The 15966-nt window shown below is 58.7% G+C and carries 12 protein-coding genes and 2 pseudogenes; 9 read left to right on the top strand and 5 right to left on the bottom strand.

Translation table 11 applies throughout. The annotated features are described in order from the left end of the window. Positions 1-62 precede the first annotated feature (62 nt). Positions 63-761 (bottom strand): Tn3 family transposase, encoded by a 699-nt coding sequence (locus IPP03_01660; protein ID MBL0351460.1) that lies wholly within the window; start codon positions 759-761, stop codon positions 63-65. An 80-nt stretch (positions 762-841) separates the two neighbouring features. Between IPP03_01660 and IPP03_01655 the strand changes: the two genes are divergently transcribed. The 4 genes from IPP03_01655 (at position 842) to IPP03_01640 (ending at position 4175) form a co-directional block, all read left to right on the top strand. After that, positions 842-1555 (top strand): hypothetical protein, encoded by a 714-nt coding sequence (locus IPP03_01655; GenBank protein MBL0351459.1) that lies wholly within the window; start codon positions 842-844, stop codon positions 1553-1555. Between the two features lie 138 nt (positions 1556-1693). Next, positions 1694-2758 carry a catalase gene (locus IPP03_01650; GenBank protein ID MBL0351458.1) on the top strand — a complete coding sequence of 355 codons (1065 nt, stop codon included), beginning with the start codon at positions 1694-1696 and terminating at the stop codon, positions 2756-2758. Between the two features lie 424 nt (positions 2759-3182). Continuing rightward, entirely contained in the window at positions 3183-3413 is a 231-nt protein-coding gene (locus IPP03_01645) for a hypothetical protein (GenBank protein ID MBL0351457.1), read from the top strand. Between the two features lie 363 nt (positions 3414-3776). Beyond that, entirely contained in the window at positions 3777-4175 is a 399-nt protein-coding gene (locus IPP03_01640) for a transposase (GenBank protein MBL0351456.1), read from the top strand. A 346-nt stretch (positions 4176-4521) separates the two neighbouring features. On the opposite strand, the pseudogene IPP03_01635 reads toward IPP03_01640, so the two are convergent. The 3 genes and pseudogenes from IPP03_01635 to IPP03_01625 form a co-directional block, all read right to left on the bottom strand. Next, positions 4522-5915 (bottom strand): annotated as a pseudogene (locus tag IPP03_01635) (IS1380 family transposase). Between the two features lie 124 nt (positions 5916-6039). Beyond that, positions 6040-6791 (bottom strand): IS5 family transposase gene (locus tag IPP03_01630; GenBank protein ID MBL0351455.1). Its coding sequence is split into 2 segments (ribosomal slippage): positions 6040-6470 and positions 6470-6791, totalling 753 coding nucleotides; the frame shifts between segments, so codons are not numbered across the junction. Between the two features lie 371 nt (positions 6792-7162). Further along, positions 7163-8558, bottom strand: a pseudogene (locus IPP03_01625) (IS1380 family transposase). A 270-nt stretch (positions 8559-8828) separates the two neighbouring features. On the opposite strand from IPP03_01625, the gene IPP03_01620 reads away from it, so the two are divergent. From IPP03_01620 to IPP03_01605, 4 genes are all read left to right on the top strand, one after another. Beyond that, a complete protein-coding gene (locus tag IPP03_01620; protein MBL0351454.1) occupies positions 8829-9677 on the top strand; it encodes a hypothetical protein in 849 nt (282 codons plus the stop codon). A 35-nt stretch (positions 9678-9712) separates the two neighbouring features. Next, positions 9713-10999: a hypothetical protein gene (locus IPP03_01615; protein MBL0351453.1), complete on the top strand. Its 1287-nt coding sequence runs from the start codon at positions 9713-9715 to the stop codon at positions 10997-10999. Continuing rightward, on the top strand, positions 10909-11685 hold the full coding sequence (locus IPP03_01610) for a peptidoglycan-binding protein (GenBank protein MBL0351452.1): 777 nt from the start codon (positions 10909-10911) through the stop codon (positions 11683-11685). The genes IPP03_01615 and IPP03_01610 overlap by 91 nt, the downstream gene beginning before the upstream one ends. Positions 11686-12248: 563 nt before the next feature. Continuing rightward, entirely contained in the window at positions 12249-13514 is a 1266-nt protein-coding gene (locus IPP03_01605; protein ID MBL0351451.1) for an alpha/beta hydrolase, read from the top strand. A gap of 333 nt (positions 13515-13847) precedes the next feature. On the opposite strand, the gene IPP03_01600 is transcribed toward IPP03_01605, so the two are convergent. After that, a complete protein-coding gene (locus IPP03_01600; protein MBL0351450.1) occupies positions 13848-14177 on the bottom strand; it encodes a transposase in 330 nt (109 codons plus the stop codon). A gap of 298 nt (positions 14178-14475) precedes the next feature. On the opposite strand from IPP03_01600, the gene IPP03_01595 reads away from it, so the two are divergent. After that, positions 14476-15861, top strand: coding sequence for an IS4 family transposase (locus tag IPP03_01595; GenBank protein MBL0351449.1), 1386 nt, complete (start codon positions 14476-14478; stop codon positions 15859-15861). Positions 15862-15966: the final 105 nt, after the last annotated feature.

Here is a 15966-nt window from a genome sequence, read left to right as displayed (position 1 = left end):
CGTACAGAGCGAGAACAAAACTTGAAGGTATTTGGGGTTGTAAGCCCAAACCGGCGGAATTTTCAGACTCCCAGAAGCTCCCCCGCCAAAATGGCTTCCAAGTCAATCGAGTGGCGCTTGCCTCGGAATGCGTAATGCCCAAGGAAATGCAGGTGCTGCCATGCTGCAGGTGAAATTTGCCTGAGGAAATTGATCGCCTTTTCGTTGCCGGCTGCCAAATATCGGCTCAGCAGCCCGGACAGCAGCATAGAATTGTAAGCGATCACGACATTGGCAATCACTCGGCCACAGTGGTTGCTGACCGCCACGTCCAGGTCAGTGCGCCCTGTCAGTTCCTTTTTGCCGTTCACCTGGGCGATAGTTGAGCGCAACTGGTGGTAGGACTCGATGCGGTTTTCCGAACGGTGGACATCGCGCTGCAATTGCGGGTCGCGCAAGTAACGGAGCGTGTAGATACTGCGAATCAGCTTGTCGAATTCGAAGATGGCCTTGCGCGTCCGGTGATGCCCGGACAAGGTACAGATTTTGCGCATAAGGACGCTTTGGCTCATCTCCTTGAGACCCAGCGTGGCAGCAATGTGATCCATGTTGGCTTTCTCCGATGCAATCAGGCTGCGGTCAATTTGACCCACAGGTTGAATCAGGAAATCAGAGTAGGACTGACCAGGGCCGCAGTAGAGGTGTTTAAGTTGCGCATGCAAATTGGTGAAGCGCGGCGCCAAGTTCATGCCGAACCAATGCAGAATGGCGAAGTTGGCCATGTTGGGGTTCCGGGAGTAATGGAACCGGGAACTGGTTTAAGGTGTTCACTCTAATGAACACCTCAGGGTAAGACAAAAAGATGATCCCGAAGTCCAGAGAAGAATTTCAACGCTGGGCGCGTATTCGTACTCGACTTGCACGAGCCTCCTTCCAGCTGGAGATGGCCGAACTCGAACGCGTCTGGGCCATCGTGTCGGCTCATCGACAAGGACTTTCCGTCCGAGATATCGCCCAACAGGTGGGCTTGGGTCCAACCCGTGTTCATCAGCTTGTCACCAGCCCGCAGGTGGATTGTGTGGAATACGCCTTATCGATGCTTCGGGAGGCGGGATGGCCCGCTCCAGAGGATTCTCTTCCTGACGCAGAGGAACAGGTCGCAGACCGACTCACAGAGGAAGCAACGATGCTGATCTCATGCGTTGGCTGGCTGGAATCTCTCGCTGCAGGAGAAACGCCGGCAGTGAACCTCCGACCGGACGATGACTTGCCAGAGACCTGTTACGTCGGCGTTGACCGGGGCCGTGTGATCCGGGTACTCCGGCGCATAGCCCATGACCTGGAGGAACTGGCCAGGACCAAGCGGTTGGCAGATCTGTCCACGCGCGTAAGCGACGCCGACCCGCGCCTGCGGCTACGTCGCCGCCTAGCCGAACCACCCATTGAAATCTCCCTGCGGGGGACGAGCATCCAACAAAGCCGACAAGCCTGGGCGGATTACGAGTATCGTATGCAGAAAGCTGGATTCCCGGCCCCGGCTAATCCGTACCGTCATCTCGACCGTTCTGATAAGTGAACACCTTAAACCAGTTCCCGGTTCCATTGCTCCCCGAACCCCAGGTCGACGATGCGACGCCCGCTCGAAGGATGTGCGGGTCATCTTGTCAACACCGCATGCGTGCGAAGAGAGCGTGAATCGAAAAGGAGCCGACTGATGTCAGCAGATGAATTGAACAAGACAGGGGATGAATCATCCGTTACCGGCCGTGGATGGACGGATTTGCCCGATACGCCGGCCACCCTGGCAGCGCTGGTCTTGAAGATCGGCGAGCAGCAGAGACGGGTCGCGACGGTCGCCGCTTCTGGCTTGGGAGGCCATATCGATCGCGGCCAGCATCAGAAACAACTGCTCGGCGCACCTGGTACCCTGCGTTTATTCGAGGCGGTTCCCGCTGCGCTCAGAAGCGGCCCGTTGATAGCGCCGTTCACTCTTCCCGTCGCTTGTCGCTTCTCGAACGGGCAGCCGTGCCCATTCTCCGACCAGATGGCCGATGTCCGTGGGGTCGCGCTGAAGTTCTTCTCCCCGGCAGGTACCGAGACAGACATCCTGGCGACCAACGAGGGAGGAAGATCGCATGCAAAAGATGCCAGACAGTTCATGGCCGTCGCAGACCTGCTGGTCAAGAAGATAGAGAGCGGTACAAGCGGCGCCTTCGAGGCGCTGATCAACGAGTTGAGTGACGGTCAGCTTACAGTCGGCGAACTTACCAGAATTGGCGCGGTGCTCGTGCAAGAGGTTCGTTTGCACTCGGTGCGCAGCCTGGCACTGGAAAGCTATTGGGGCTCGGTCGTCAGGCTGGGCGAGGCGGCGTTCAAGTACTCGCTCCACCCGCACCAGGACACCTTGCCGTTGAACGGCTTCGTTCACGATGGCCCGGACTGTCTGCGCGAGGAACTCCTGGCCCGCTTGACCGGTGGCCCGATCAGGTGGCGGTTAAGCGTGCAACTCTACCTTGATGAGGAAAATACGCCGGTGAATGATGCATCCAGGGCATGGCGCGCCGTACCCATCGTCATTGGGGAACTTGAGCTCTCTTCGATCCCGTCAGAAGCCGATGAGCGGATGATCAACCAGATGGCGTTCAATCCGGCGAACGGGTTCGAGCCGCTTGGCATTACCCATGCGCGAGCCGATGTCTATGCGGCCAGCGCGAGAAACCGTGCCGAGCGCGGTCTTCTTTCGACTGACGATGCGCGTCAGTACTTGGCAGAGAAATAGCCGAAACGCGTCGCCCGCATGCTCCTCGCGAACGGCCTGTCTGACCAAAGAAGCGAGGCGTCAGCCGCATCTTTCCACCCAAAACGCCCGCGAAGGAAAGCTGGTGTTCTGCTGCGTAAGAGATTCCCGACGACAGCCCGCGTGCATTTCGGCCGGCCGTTCGTTACGCCAAGGCAATGTGGACGCCTTAGCGGCAGGTTTAAAGTCGGACCGGACCGGTCAGTGAGCTTAAGGCGTCGCTGGTCGGGCAGCAGCCAAGTCCGGCCTTTGATGAGGGCGACGTCATACTTACCCATCTCATAGCGCGGTCGCTGGCCGCAACCAAATGAAGGTGTCGCCTCACGTACCGCCGGATTGAATTTGCGAGGACAATATCCTCAACCTCACGTAGGGAGGTAGACCACCGCACGGTGACGGAGGCGACATGGACATTTTCCTCGAAAGGCACAAAGAAGCAATCCTCGGCGTTGTTGAAGGCTTCGACCGGGTGATCTTCAAGGGGTATTTGACCTCGATGTTTCCGGACGGAGCATTTGGTCGGTACCTGTTCAAGCGCGGCGTTCTGCTCAAGGACGCGGGGAAGCTCTTCGAGAGCGAAACCGAGGCCGTGGTGCAGCACGCTAAGACGAGTGCGGAGCAAGCGGGTCGCCCGTAACCTCTTGAGCGGTGAAGTTGAGATTGACGAGACGATCATCGGCGGCCCGGAAGAGGGTCGAAAGGGCCGCGACATCGAGGACAAGGCGCTGGTGTTGCCGGCGGCGTAAATCCGTAGAATTATGGCGGCGAAACTGCTGGCCTTTATGGCAGTAAGCGCAAAACTGCTGCACTTACTGCCACCCTCAAGCGTATCGCCCCTCCACCGCGTCAAGGGTGCGCTTCGCCAGTCTGTATAAGGCCACAGCCTGCACTTGACCCGGCTCCGGGGCAACTCGGCACCTCAGCGAGAAAGCACACAACATGCCTGAAAATTTAACGCCGCCAAATTTCTACGAAAACTGAGCACCGCTAACAGCTGGTCGTGATCGCGGCGGAGAAGCGCGGCCGCGCCATCGGGCACATCCGCATGAGGCGCATCGAGGAGGCATCGGCGGCGATGCTGATGGCCTTCGCCCGCGAGACGGTCATGCCGGGTACGACGATCCATACCGATGGTTGGAAGGGCTACAATGGACTCAAGGCTACTGGCTTCCCGCACCGCGTCACCGTGATCGGCACTTCGCCCGAGCCGGCGCACGAATTGATGCCACGCGTCCATAACGCCGCCTCACTGCTCAAGCGTTGGCTCATGGACACGTTTCAGGGCGGTATTCAGAAACGTCATCTCGACTACTACCCGGACGAGTTACCTTCCGCTTCAACTGCCGCACTTCGCGTGCCCGCGGCGTGCTGCTCCATCGCCTGGCCCAGTTCGCCGTAGACCTCCAGCCAGTCCCCTACCGCGACATCATCCATGACCGTACGCCGTAACTTGGGTCAAAGGGATACCAATTTCCCTTGAATATTCTCAGCGATTTCCTATACTGAGCCGTGGTAGCCCGGATGTTTCATAAACCCGCCGCGCGATGTCAATGTCGTGCCATTCCAGCCGTGATGCGAGTCAGCTTGCTGCGAATTTTGCTGCCAACCCGCCACGATCGGCCAAATACCCCAACTTTTGGGCATCACACCCTGCCGCCATCGATCCCTGGACAGAGCGCTGGCGAGACCTGACCTCCGCTCAAGCGGATTCGAGTCGGTAGCATGAGACGGCGTCGCCGAGTCGATCAGGCCGGTGCCGGCGGGCGCGGGACGAGGTAAAGCAACTCGGTCACCCGCGCCAGCACCCCTTCATCGGACACGACGTAGGCAAGGACAGCTTGATCCGATCCTTGTACTGCACCACGCGCACCGCCAACTTAAAGAGTTTCAGGATAATCGACAGCGGTTGCGCCTTGGCCAGTTCCGTATGCACCAGCGTGTTCTCGCGCAAGCCGTGAATCAACCCATACGCCGCACACGAATAGAACAGCCGCAGGTGATTGGCGAGGAAGGCATGATCGGAGGTCCGGTCACTGGCCAAGTCGTTCTTCACCGCCTTGATGAAGTTCTCGTCCTGCCCTCGAGCACAGTACAGCTCTTTGTAAAGCACATCAGGCGTCGGGTCGGACAGCGAGGTCACCACGTACCGCGGGTTGTCACCCAAGGCCATCACCTCGGCCTTGACCACCACGCGGTAAGCCTTGGGCCACGAGCCCGCCTGATACTCGATATCGTCGTACAGTCGTGTCGCCGCAGGCTCGGCGTTCCCCAGGCGCTGGGCGTTGGCGCTGTGTGTCTGGTGCAGCGCACGGGCTTTCTTCAGCAGCGGCTCGGCCTTGGGCGAGAGCACCTGGTTGCCGGCCAGGCCGAAGAGGAAGTCCAGATGCGGATCGGACGCGCACAAGGCCATCAGTTCGGGATTCGAGAAGTGGCCATCCCCGCGCAGAATGATGTGGGTCTCGGGCCAAGCCTGGCGGAGCAAGCGCAGCACGCGCTTGATGATGGCCGCGTTCTCCTTGCCAGTCGGGCGTTTGCCCGGACGCAGGACGGCAGTAATGAACTTCCCGGAAAGTCCTTCGAAGAGAAACAGCGGCAGGTAGCAGTGATTCCCGTAGTGGGGGTTATAGAACGCCAGTTCCTGCTGCCCGTGAGTGGCATCCTCCGAGTGATCCATATCGAGCACGATCACGGCAGGCGCTTGGGCGTAGCTGGCGATGAAGGCGTCGACGAAGCTTTTGGCCAGGCGGTAAATGTCTTTGCGCGATACGCTGTTTTCGAGCCGGGAGAGCGTGGGGCCGGAGGCCAGGTCATTTCCCTCGTCCAGCGGGGCACGACCGACCGCCAGTTTGAACAGCGGATCGCGCCGCAGCGTGTTGGCGTCATTACCGTCGGCGTAGCCGCTGGCGGTCTGGAATATCCGCTGACGAAGCAGGTCGGCCAGCGGATGGTCAATGTACGAGGCGTGGCGTTTGTCGTGAATCGCGCTGACCAGGCGGGGAATCAGGCCGATTTGCAGGTCGATGCCACGCAACAGGAGTGCGCCAAAGTCGGAGGACATCGCCCCGCCGTCAAACTCTGCCCGGATCGTAAATCCGGCGCTGGCGGGAAAGTGAAGCTGGGTTGGGATAGAATAGTCCATAGGCGGTCTCGTTTAGGCTTCTTACGAAGCGTTATTGGCGTAACCCCTATTATATCAATGGGTTAAACGAGATTCGCCTGCTTTTATGAAAAATTCGGGGTAGGTGACTAGGGTGTGTTGACAATCACGTGAGCCAGATGAAAGCTGCGGCGAGGGCGACGAAGGAAGCGAAGCGTTCGGCGAGTTTGTCATAGCGCGTGGCGATGCGTCGGAACTGCTTGATCCGGCAGAAGAAGCGTTCTACCAGGTTGCGATTTTTGTAAAGGTGCTGATCGAAACTACGCTGGACAATACGATTGCTTTTGGGAGGAATGACCGCTTGAATCTCATTCGCAGCAAGATGCTCGATGATCGCGTCTGTGTCGTAGGCTTTGTCCGCACTCAGCGAGTCGGGCAACAGATCGCCCAACAGGGGCAGCGCTTGAGGGCTGTCACCGGCTTCTCCACCGGTGAGACGAAAGCGGGCGAGTGACCCCAAGCCTTCAACCAGGGCGTGAATCTTGGTGCTCAGTCCGCCCCGTGATCGCCCAAGCGCCTGGCCACCGTTTTTTTTGGTGCACCGGCGGCATGTTGATGGGCGCGAACGATGGTGCTGTCGATGAACACCTCTTCGAAATCTGCGTCCTGCGCCAACTGGGTGAAGATGCGATGCCAGACACCACACCGCGACCAGCGAGCAAATCGTTGATAGACACTATTCCACGGCCCGAATGGGCATGGCAGGTCACGCCACGGACTACCCGTGCGAGCAATCCACAAAACCGCTTCAACGAACTGTCGATTATCGGCCGCCGTGCACCCCGGGTCGCTGGCTTTACCCGGCAACAGGGACGCTATCCGCTCAAACTGATCATCACGCAACCACAAACGTACCATCATCCTGACGCCACCCAAAAGTCAGGATATGAACCTATATCAACCTCTGTGAACAGCCTCCTTGTAACTCATTGACTGTAAACGAGGATTTCGCCGATCAATGCCATGGTCATCTATCGGAGTGATTGTCAACACACCCTAGCCCGGATGTTTCATAAACCCGCCGCGCGATGTCAATGTCGTGCCATTCCAGCCGTGATGCGAGTCAGCTTGCTGCGAATTTTGCTGCCAACCCGCCACGATCGGCCAAATACCCCAACTTTTGGGCATCACACCCTGCCGCCATCGATCCCTGGACAGAGCGCTGGCGAGACCTGACCTCCGCTCAAGCGGATTCGAGTCGGTAGCATGAGACGGCGTCGCCGAGTCGATCAGGCCGGTGCCGGCGGGCGCGGGACGAGGTAAAGCAACTCGGTCACCCGCGCCAGCACCCCCTTCATCGGACACGACGTAGGCAAGGACAGCTTGATCCGATCCTTGTACTGCACCACGCGCACCGCCAACTTAAAGAGTTTCAGGATAATCGACAGCGGTTGCGCCTTGGCCAGTTCCGTATGCACCAGCGTGTTCTCGCGCAAGCCGTGAATCAACCCATACGCCGCACACGAATAGAACAGCCGCAGGTGATTGGCGAGGAAGGCATGATCGGAGGTCCGGTCACTGGCCAAGTCGTTCTTCACCGCCTTGATGAAGTTCTCGTCCTGCCCTCGAGCACAGTACAGCTCTTTGTAAAGCACATCAGGCGTCGGGTCGGACAGCGAGGTCACCACGTACCGCGGGTTGTCACCCAAGGCCATCACCTCGGCCTTGACCACCACGCGGTAAGCCTTGGGCCACGAGCCCGCCTGATACTCGATATCGTCGTACAGTCGTGTCGCCGCAGGCTCGGCGTTCCCCAGGCGCTGGGCGTTGGCGCTGTGTGTCTGGTGCAGCGCACGGGCTTTCTTCAGCAGCGGCTCGGCCTTGGGCGAGAGCACCTGGTTGCCGGCCAGGCCGAAGAGGAAGTCCAGATGCGGATCGGACGCGCACAAGGCCATCAGTTCGGGATTCGAGAAGTGGCCATCCCCGCGCAGAATGATGTGGGTCTCGGGCCAAGCCTGGCGGAGCAAGCGCAGCACGCGCTTGATGATGGCCGCGTTCTCCTTGCCAGTCGGGCGTTTGCCCGGACGCAGGACGGCAGTAATGAACTTCCCGGAAAGTCCTTCGAAGAGAAACAGCGGCAGGTAGCAGTGATTCCCGTAGTGGGGGTTATAGAACGCCAGTTCCTGCTGCCCGTGAGTGGCATCCTCCGAGTGATCCATATCGAGCACGATCACGGCAGGCGCTTGGGCGTAGCTGGCGATGAAGGCGTCGACGAAGCTTTTGGCCAGGCGGTAAATGTCTTTGCGCGATACGCTGTTTTCGAGCCGGGAGAGCGTGGGGCCGGAGGCCAGGTCATTTCCCTCGTCCAGCGGGGGCACGACCGACCGCCAGTTTGAACAGCGGATCGCGCCGCAGCGTGTTGGCGTCATTACCGTCGGCGTAACCGCTGGCGGTCTGGAATATCCGCTGGCGGAGCAGGTCGGCCAGGGGATGGTCAATGTACGAGGCGTGGCGTTTGTCGTGAATCGCGCTGACCAGGCGGGGAATCAGGCCGATTTGCAGGTCGATGCCACGCAACAGGAGTGCGCCAAAGTCGGAGGACATCGCCCCGCCGTCAAACTCTGCCCGGATCGTAAATCCGGCGCTGGCGGGAAAGTGAAGCTGGGTTGGGATAGAATGGTCCATGGGCGGTCTCGTTTAGGCTTCTTACAAAGCGTTATTGGCGTAACCCCTATTATATCAATGGGTTAAACGAGATTCGCCTGCTTTTATGAAAAATTCGGGCTAGGTGGCACGGAATGCTTGAAAGCCGCGGATTTTTCGGATGGACTGACGAATATCCCCGGATACTGTTAAAAATGCCGCTGCAGAGCAGTTGCTAGCGCGTCAGCGGTCAGCTAACCAGCGCTTCCTTAACTGGATCGTTTTGGAAGAGGGACTTGAGGGGGTAATTAAATGAAAGCTCTGTTAGCGGTCGGCACGATCGTCTTCATTCTTCTCCTCTCTGCCTGCGCCACCGGCGTTGCGGAGTTTCAGCTATACGGTGCAGCGTTCGACACGCAATACGTCGAAGGCGCCAAAGTGTTCGACCGCCTCGCCGCCGCCGAACGCACGGTTGCCAAACGCATGCTCAAGCCCAAAGCCGGCATTGCCGACTTCGACCCCAATCAGGCGGCAAACTATCTCCAGGTCGGTGATCCGCCGCTCACCGGTGCGATGCGCGCCAGCCTCGGCGCGGCGCTCCACTACAACCAGGCGCTGTCGGGTCTCGCCACCGGCGAAGCCACGGTAGCGCTGACCAACCGTTTGTCCACCGCCGCGACCTCGCTTGGTGGCTCCGCCTCTGCTATTGCAGGGGCCGCGGGGTTCGATCTCGCGGTCACGCCGCTGTTGACCAGCGCCATTGGCAAGGTCCTGCCGATTTTCGAAATGTTGTCGAAAATCTCTAATCGGATCGAGTTTCGCCAGCAGTTGGTGCTCGCTTACCCCGATATCCGTAGTCTGCTGGTCACCTTGCGCAACGGCACCAAGGACATGTTCGAACTGATGCAGCGCAGCTATGTTATCCGCAGCAGCCTTGCCGGCACTGACGGCGTATCGAACGAAAACCTCAAGAAACTCGAAGCCGACCGTGCCCTGCTCGCCGGTTGGGTGATCCTGCTGGACCGCACTATCGTGGCGATGGATAGCGCAATTCTGGCCATCGCCGAGGGCGAGTCTAGCGCCGATCTCGCCGGGCTGGTCGACGCCACGGTAGAAATTCGCGCACTGGCCGAAACCATAAGGGCGCTGCAAAATAAATAACCTACTCATAGGAGCACACCATGGACAGAGATCAGATGCGCGACCAACTGAAGGCAATGCGTCGCTCACTCGAAGCGCCCTTTGCCGCCGCGAAGGCCATCGGTGACGGGGATGAAATGCAGCGTCTCGAGGGCATCGCGGGCGATATTGACGATGTGCTGGACGAGCTTGCCATGATCAGTCTTGCCAGCCTAGCCGCCAGCCTCACCGAGATCAAGAACCGGATCGACAAACATGCAGTCGATGTGAACGCGGCTGGAAACGAATTTGCCGGGCTGTCGGTCGCCGAGACCAAGAAAAGGATCGCCGAGATCTTTGCCGACTCTGCCGAGGAAGACTTCAGTGCAATTTCCGCTGCATCCCCCGACCCAGGCCCCGGTACTGGCGCCGCCGCGGCCCCGGCCACGCCCGGCGGCACCGCCGCCGAGACTGCTGCTCCGAGCGCTGCCTTCGCCGTGCCTACCCCCGCCGATGGCAATGAAGGCCGCTTGATGCTCTCCGAGGCGCATCTCCTGGCGCTCTGGAAACGCTCACAATTTCCCGTTACGCCTGGGCAGATCGTGGTCTTTGGCCTGCGCGGCTGCCGCCCGGTCGATTTCGGCGGCACTGACTTTGCCCCCCACCACGAGATTTTCCTCGCCACGGTGAACTACAAGTCGATGAACTGCACACTGGGTCAATGGAACCCCGGGCACGGCCTTGCCGTCTTTCCAGGCTCGACCGTACCCTTTGGCATCACGGTTTCGGCGCGGATAAGTGCCAATGGAAACGGGGTCAATCAGATGGGCCGTGGCCGTTACCCGAAATACACCGCTGGATGGCACAAGCGGAGCGAAGGCACGAACGGCCATTGGGCTTTGCTGCAGGATTGCCCGATCACCGCCCAACGCACCGGCGACGATGCCGATTTCGATACGCTCGACCGCTGGGAGGTGGGTCGCCAATTCGGCGACAACATCCACTGCGCCTTTAACATGGGGGTTGATGGCAAGATCCCCGATGCGGCGTTTTCCTCGGCCGGCTGTCAGACTATTGCCGGCACGGTGAAAAAGGGGGTGCGCAACAGCGCTGCCGGACCGTTCCGCACATTCATGATGCCCTTTGCCGATAAACTCGGTGCGCAGAAAAATACCGAATACGTGCTATTTGCCGCCGATGAGGCCCAGACAATGATCCGCAGTCGTCTGGTGGGCAAAACGGTGATCCTGCGCAGGGGTCTCAGGGGCCGCTGGTGCGCCAGCTACAGGACGCGCTCAACCGGCGCACCGGTAGCAAGCTCACGATTGACGGCGATTTTGGTCCCCCGACCTTTCAGGCGGTAATCGATTTTCAGACCCAGCAGTTTGGTCCGGACGCCGACGATGGCATCGTCGGCCCGGCGTCAGCGGCCAAGCTGGGCTTCCAATTGCCGCTGTTTGATTTCGACGATGCCATTTCGGGTGGCAGGGGCTACACCCCGATTGCCCCGGAAATCCCCGCCGCAACCAGCGGCGCGGGAACCGCCGCTGCCATTTCCGCTGCCGTCGCTGCCCCAACTGCCGCCGTCGGCAGTCCCCTCGCCTTTGGCAAGGTCACCCGGAAAAAACACGGTCAGGAATTTAACGACAAGGTAATCGCGATCTCAGCCCGCCTGCGCTGCGATCCAAACCACCTGATGGCGGTGATGGCTTTTGAAACGGGTGAATCCTTCTCGCCGGCCCAGAAAAGCGCCGCCGGCAGCAGCGCCACCGGCCTAATCCAGTTCATGCCCGGCACCGCCATCGGTCTTGGCACAACAATTGAGAAGCTAGCCTTGATGAGCGGCGTAACACAGCTGGATTTTGTCGAAAAACATTTCGAATCGGTCGTCCACAGCCGCGCCATGCCTAATCTCGGCGATGTCTACATGGCCGTGCTCTTGCCGTCAGCGTTGGGCCAACTCGATAGTCACGTCCTGTTTCAGAAGCCCTCGCGCGCCTATGACCAGAACGAGGGCCTCGACGTCAATAGGAACGGCCGCGTCACCTAGGCCGAAGCCGCCGCCAAGGTGCAGGACAAACTCGTTCTGGGCATGAAAGACAATCGCTTCGGGTAGCCCAATAAGGGGGTGGGTGCGGGGTCTAAAGTCGGGTGTCACTTCCGACTTTTCGTGGTTCGAGGGCAGCGGTGTTTTGCATTCACGGACAACCACAACCGCAAGGGATTAAATTCCGGTAATCAGCAAATCGAAAGCAGCAATAGTGTAAGCGAGCAGCGCATCCACCAATCCGTGTGCAGCTCAGGCAAACATTTTGATGGGCAACATCTCCTCAATGCGGCGGTTGAGCCAGGACGGGAGTTTTTCCAGCGTGTCAGTCAGTTAGGCCATGGGGGTCGACACCGTTCAGGTGGGCGGCTTGTAGCAGGGCCTGAATCACCGCCGCCCGTTTGCCGGCGGCTTCGGACCACGTGAACAGCCAGTTCTTCTTTTTATCGAAAAATTGCGATAACCGGAATTATCCTCACGAGGACAACCACTGCCGGTCATTGTGTTGGTCGCGGAAACATAGCGAAAAAGGGGCAAATCTCATGCGATCAATGACTGCCTGCGTCGTGGCTTTCCTCTCCCTGACGGCAGCGGGTTGCTCGGTAGTAGCCATGCACCGAAGCTGTATTGGAGAGGTCTGCGAGCTTGGGGAGACTGCAGGTAATGCTGCGCTTAAACAATGCGCTAACGCCACAACAATCGATCCGCGAAAGCTCTGTGAGAAAGCTTCAATAGAGCACGTCAAGGATTTCGCTATCGCGTACGTTGAACTGACGGATCAGGGTTGGTTTTACGACCGAAAACAGCTGAACGCGGCACTGAACCTGTTGCAGGCCAAGGGTGAAAAGAGTCTAGAAGTCGTCGTTTTCGTCCACGGGTGGAAACACTCGGCGCAATTCGACGATTTCGATGTCACCAAGTTCCGCGATACGGTCATGCCTGCCCTGACCCGTGGGCGACCCGGGAGCCGTGCCGTTGGCATCTACGTCGGGTGGCGAGGTGCACCGCTTGATCTACCTACGTTGGTCCAGGGTATTACTTTCTATGATCGCAAGGCGACCGCGGACCATGTGGCGCGAGGCTCGGTACGGGAGCTGTTTTCGCATCTCCAGGCGATACGCAAAGAGCCCGTGGCGGCGTCAGGTCGCGAGGTCCGGTTGACGCTAATCGGGCACAGCTTCGGCGGATTGATCGTCTACAACTCGGTCGCCGAGTCACTGTTGAATTCGCTGGTCACCGCCAATCACGGCGACCAGGCTACCCTTCGCAAAGCGATCCCCATCGCAGATCTGGTCCTGCTCCTTAATCCGGCATTTGAGGCGAGCAGGTTCGAGCCATTGTTCCAGGTCGCCAAAGACCAATCCCCGTCGACGGGATCGTTCTGGGCTTATGCTGAAGACCAGCGCCCTATTCTGGTATCGATCACATCGGAAGCTGACAGTGCCACCAGAATTGCCTTCCCTCTGGGAAGAACGGTCAACTCGCTTTTCGAGCACGAGGGCTGGACCGACCAGGACGTGCCACGCAGTGATTACTCTGAACGCCTGGAAAAAATTGCCAACACGCACACTATGGGGCACATGGAACGCTACCGCACGCACCAGCTGGAATTGAGCGACAATGCGCAGCAGGCTGATCCCGCCACCATTGCTCTTGCCTGCAAGGTCTTGCCTAACCCTCTGGTCGCGGACGGCAACCGCTTTCCGCTGTGGAATATACTGGCGCGGGAAGAAGCAATCGGCAGCCACCACGATATCTACCGGCAAAACCTGTGGGATTTCGTATCGCGGCTATCAAACCCACGAAGCCGACTGAACGACATCTGCCGCTGAGTCGGCGCGGACCAGACCGACGACACCGCGGGGAACTACGCACCGATTGCCATGGCACCGTGGCGAAAACGGCGCTAGCGACCGAAGTGGTGATTCCCGAAGAAATCCATAGCCTTGTCGGAACCGGCTGGCCCGGGGACGTAGAGATTGCGTTTGAGGTAAAAGTCAGCTTTAGCCACTAACAACTTCAGTCATGACAAATCATGCGAGGAATTCATTGGGTAGCAGCCATGGCAGGGATGATGTTGAAACGGGTAAGCGAGCAAGCGGCGGCGATGGCTGAGCGTCCCAGACGAGTCAGGTAATAACGATAGGTATGCGCCACCTTCTTGATCATTCCGAGCACGCGAAGTCGCTTGAGTTGCCGCGACATTGCCCAAGGGGTACCTCCTGCGCCCGCTCACGGATGCGATCCCGCAGCGGTTCAGCAAAGCGCGGGTAGTCAAACACGCGAACTCCATGTGCATACAAAAAACTCGTCATTCCTTCCGCGTAGCACACGCCCGGCAGCGTGCCCGTGATAATGATCCGGTCATCTCGCCAACGCTCAAGGGTTCCCGAACCAATGCCTACTTCACGGGCCACCACATCTACTGCTGCATTTTCCGGCGCCAACAATCGTGCTACCGCTCTACCTTTGAACTTCTCTGAGTACCTTGCCATTTCCATCCTTTGTCGCCGCCCTGGGGGGAGATTCTATCGAGGCGACAACTATTCTGACGTAGGGGGCAACCCTTGACGATTTACCCAAAGCGACGAGTCTACTCCTCATTCTCCGCGTGAATATTTGTCTTCAACCCGTTGAATAAGTCGCAAACCATGAGGAGAAACCTCAGGGTCTGTCCCGAATGGCACTTACTTAACATTCAACTCTTTGATGCAAATGATGAAACAGGCTGGATCGACGCGTGATAAGTTGGCGTCGCCAAACACCCAACCCGCCCACGATGAGCCAGCCCAAATGCATCCTATCCGCAGTACACGCGCACAGCAACACCGAACGGTCAAGGCCCACGCTGCCCAGAGCGACGCCTATGCGTTTTTCAACCTGTTGATGGGGCCGGAATTGTTCGATGCCGTGGAATCTGAACTGCCGCCCCACCGAGAAAGGCAATATCCCCCGACGGAGACGTTGTCGATGTTTCTGGCCCAAGCGCTGAGCACCGATCGTTCCTGCCAGAAGGCAGTCAATGACCGTGCGGTCAAATGCCTGGTTGGCGGCCTGGTGCCGGGCAGCACCCACACGGGCGCCTATTGCCGGGCGCGAAAGCGCTTGCCTTCGAAGATGATCAGTACACTGGCGTGCCACGTGGGGCAAAGAGTCGCCACGCAGGCGCCGACAGCTTGGCATTGGCGGGGTCGTCCCGTCCGTCTGGTGGACGGGACGACCGTCGTAATGCCCGACACCTCAGACAATCAGGTCGTCTACCCGCAACCGACGAGCCAGAAGCCGGGGCTGGGTTTCCCGCAGTGCCGGATCGTTGGGCTCGTTTGTTTGGGTAGCGGGGCGGTCCTCAATGCCGCGACCGGCTCCTGTCGGGGCAAGGGCAGCGATGAGCAGTCGTTGCTGCGTTCGATATTCGATTCTCTGGAGCAGGGTGATTTACTGTTGGGCGACGCCTTCTACGCCACCTATTTTCTCCTCTGCTCATTGCGCGAGCGGTGCATTGATGCGGTGTTTGAACAAAATGGCGCGCGGCAACGCACCACCGATTTTTGCCGAGGTCGGCAGTTGGGGCAGTGCGATCATCTGATCGTGCTGCCAAAACCCGTCAGCAAACCCGACTGGATGCCTCAGGCCGACTACGATCAGGCCCCCGAGAGTCTGACCGTACGCGAGCTTCGGGTCGGTGGCAAGACACGGGTGACGACATTGCTTTGCCCAAAACAAACCGACAAGACTGCCTTGAAATCGCTCTATCGGGATCGCTGGCACGTTGAACTCGATCTGCGCAACATCAAGACCACGCTCGGCATGGAACGACTGAGTTGCCTGACGCCTGCGATGGCGATCAAGGAAATCTGGGTCTATCTCCTCGCCTACAATCTGATTCGGTTAATGATGGCTCAGGCTGCAATGCTCTCCCACAGATTGCCGCGCCAACTGAGCTTCAAGCATACCGTGCAAATCTGGCTCGCCTGGGCACCCTTTGCGAGCCGCAGCCATCACGACATACACAGCGAACTATTCGTTTTAATCGCCCAACAACAGGTCGGTAACCGACCGGGCCGGATCGAGCCTCGCGCCGTCAAACGACGACCTAAACCCTATCCAATGCTCACCAAACCACGTAATCTCGCCAAAGCTATCGTCATGAAAAATGGACATCTCAAAAAGCTTAAGTAAGTGCCATTCGGGTCTGTCCCGAATGGCACTTACTTAAGCCCCAACATACTGATGTAATTGATAAAGCAGGCTGAATCGACGCGTGATAAGTTGGAGTCGCCAAAC

It is taken from the genome of Candidatus Dechloromonas phosphoritropha (genome assembly GCA_016722705.1).
GTDB classification, from domain to species: Bacteria; Pseudomonadota; Gammaproteobacteria; order Burkholderiales; family Rhodocyclaceae; genus Azonexus; species Azonexus phosphoritrophus.
The sequence above is the reverse complement of the archived record's forward strand: the minus strand, read 5'-3'. Positions and strand labels throughout refer to the sequence as shown.

What these genes read in the sequence shown, in the direction of transcription:
- IPP03_01600 (MBL0351450.1), bottom strand. Translation starts at nt 14,177, where the DNA reads ATGGCAAGGTACTCAGAGAAGTTCAAAGGTAGAGCGGTAGCACGATTG.
- IPP03_01620 (MBL0351454.1), top strand. Translation starts at nt 8,829, where the DNA reads ATGAAAGCTCTGTTAGCGGTCGGCACGATCGTCTTCATTCTTCTCCTC.
- IPP03_01655 (MBL0351459.1), top strand. Translation starts at nt 842, where the DNA reads ATGATCCCGAAGTCCAGAGAAGAATTTCAACGCTGGGCGCGTATTCGT.
- IPP03_01615 (MBL0351453.1), top strand. Translation starts at nt 9,713, where the DNA reads ATGCGCGACCAACTGAAGGCAATGCGTCGCTCACTCGAAGCGCCCTTT.
- IPP03_01645 (MBL0351457.1), top strand. Translation starts at nt 3,183, where the DNA reads ATGGACATTTTCCTCGAAAGGCACAAAGAAGCAATCCTCGGCGTTGTT.
- IPP03_01660 (MBL0351460.1), bottom strand. Translation starts at nt 761, where the DNA reads ATGGCCAACTTCGCCATTCTGCATTGGTTCGGCATGAACTTGGCGCCG.
- IPP03_01595 (MBL0351449.1), top strand. Translation starts at nt 14,476, where the DNA reads ATGCATCCTATCCGCAGTACACGCGCACAGCAACACCGAACGGTCAAG.
- IPP03_01650 (MBL0351458.1), top strand. Translation starts at nt 1,694, where the DNA reads ATGTCAGCAGATGAATTGAACAAGACAGGGGATGAATCATCCGTTACC.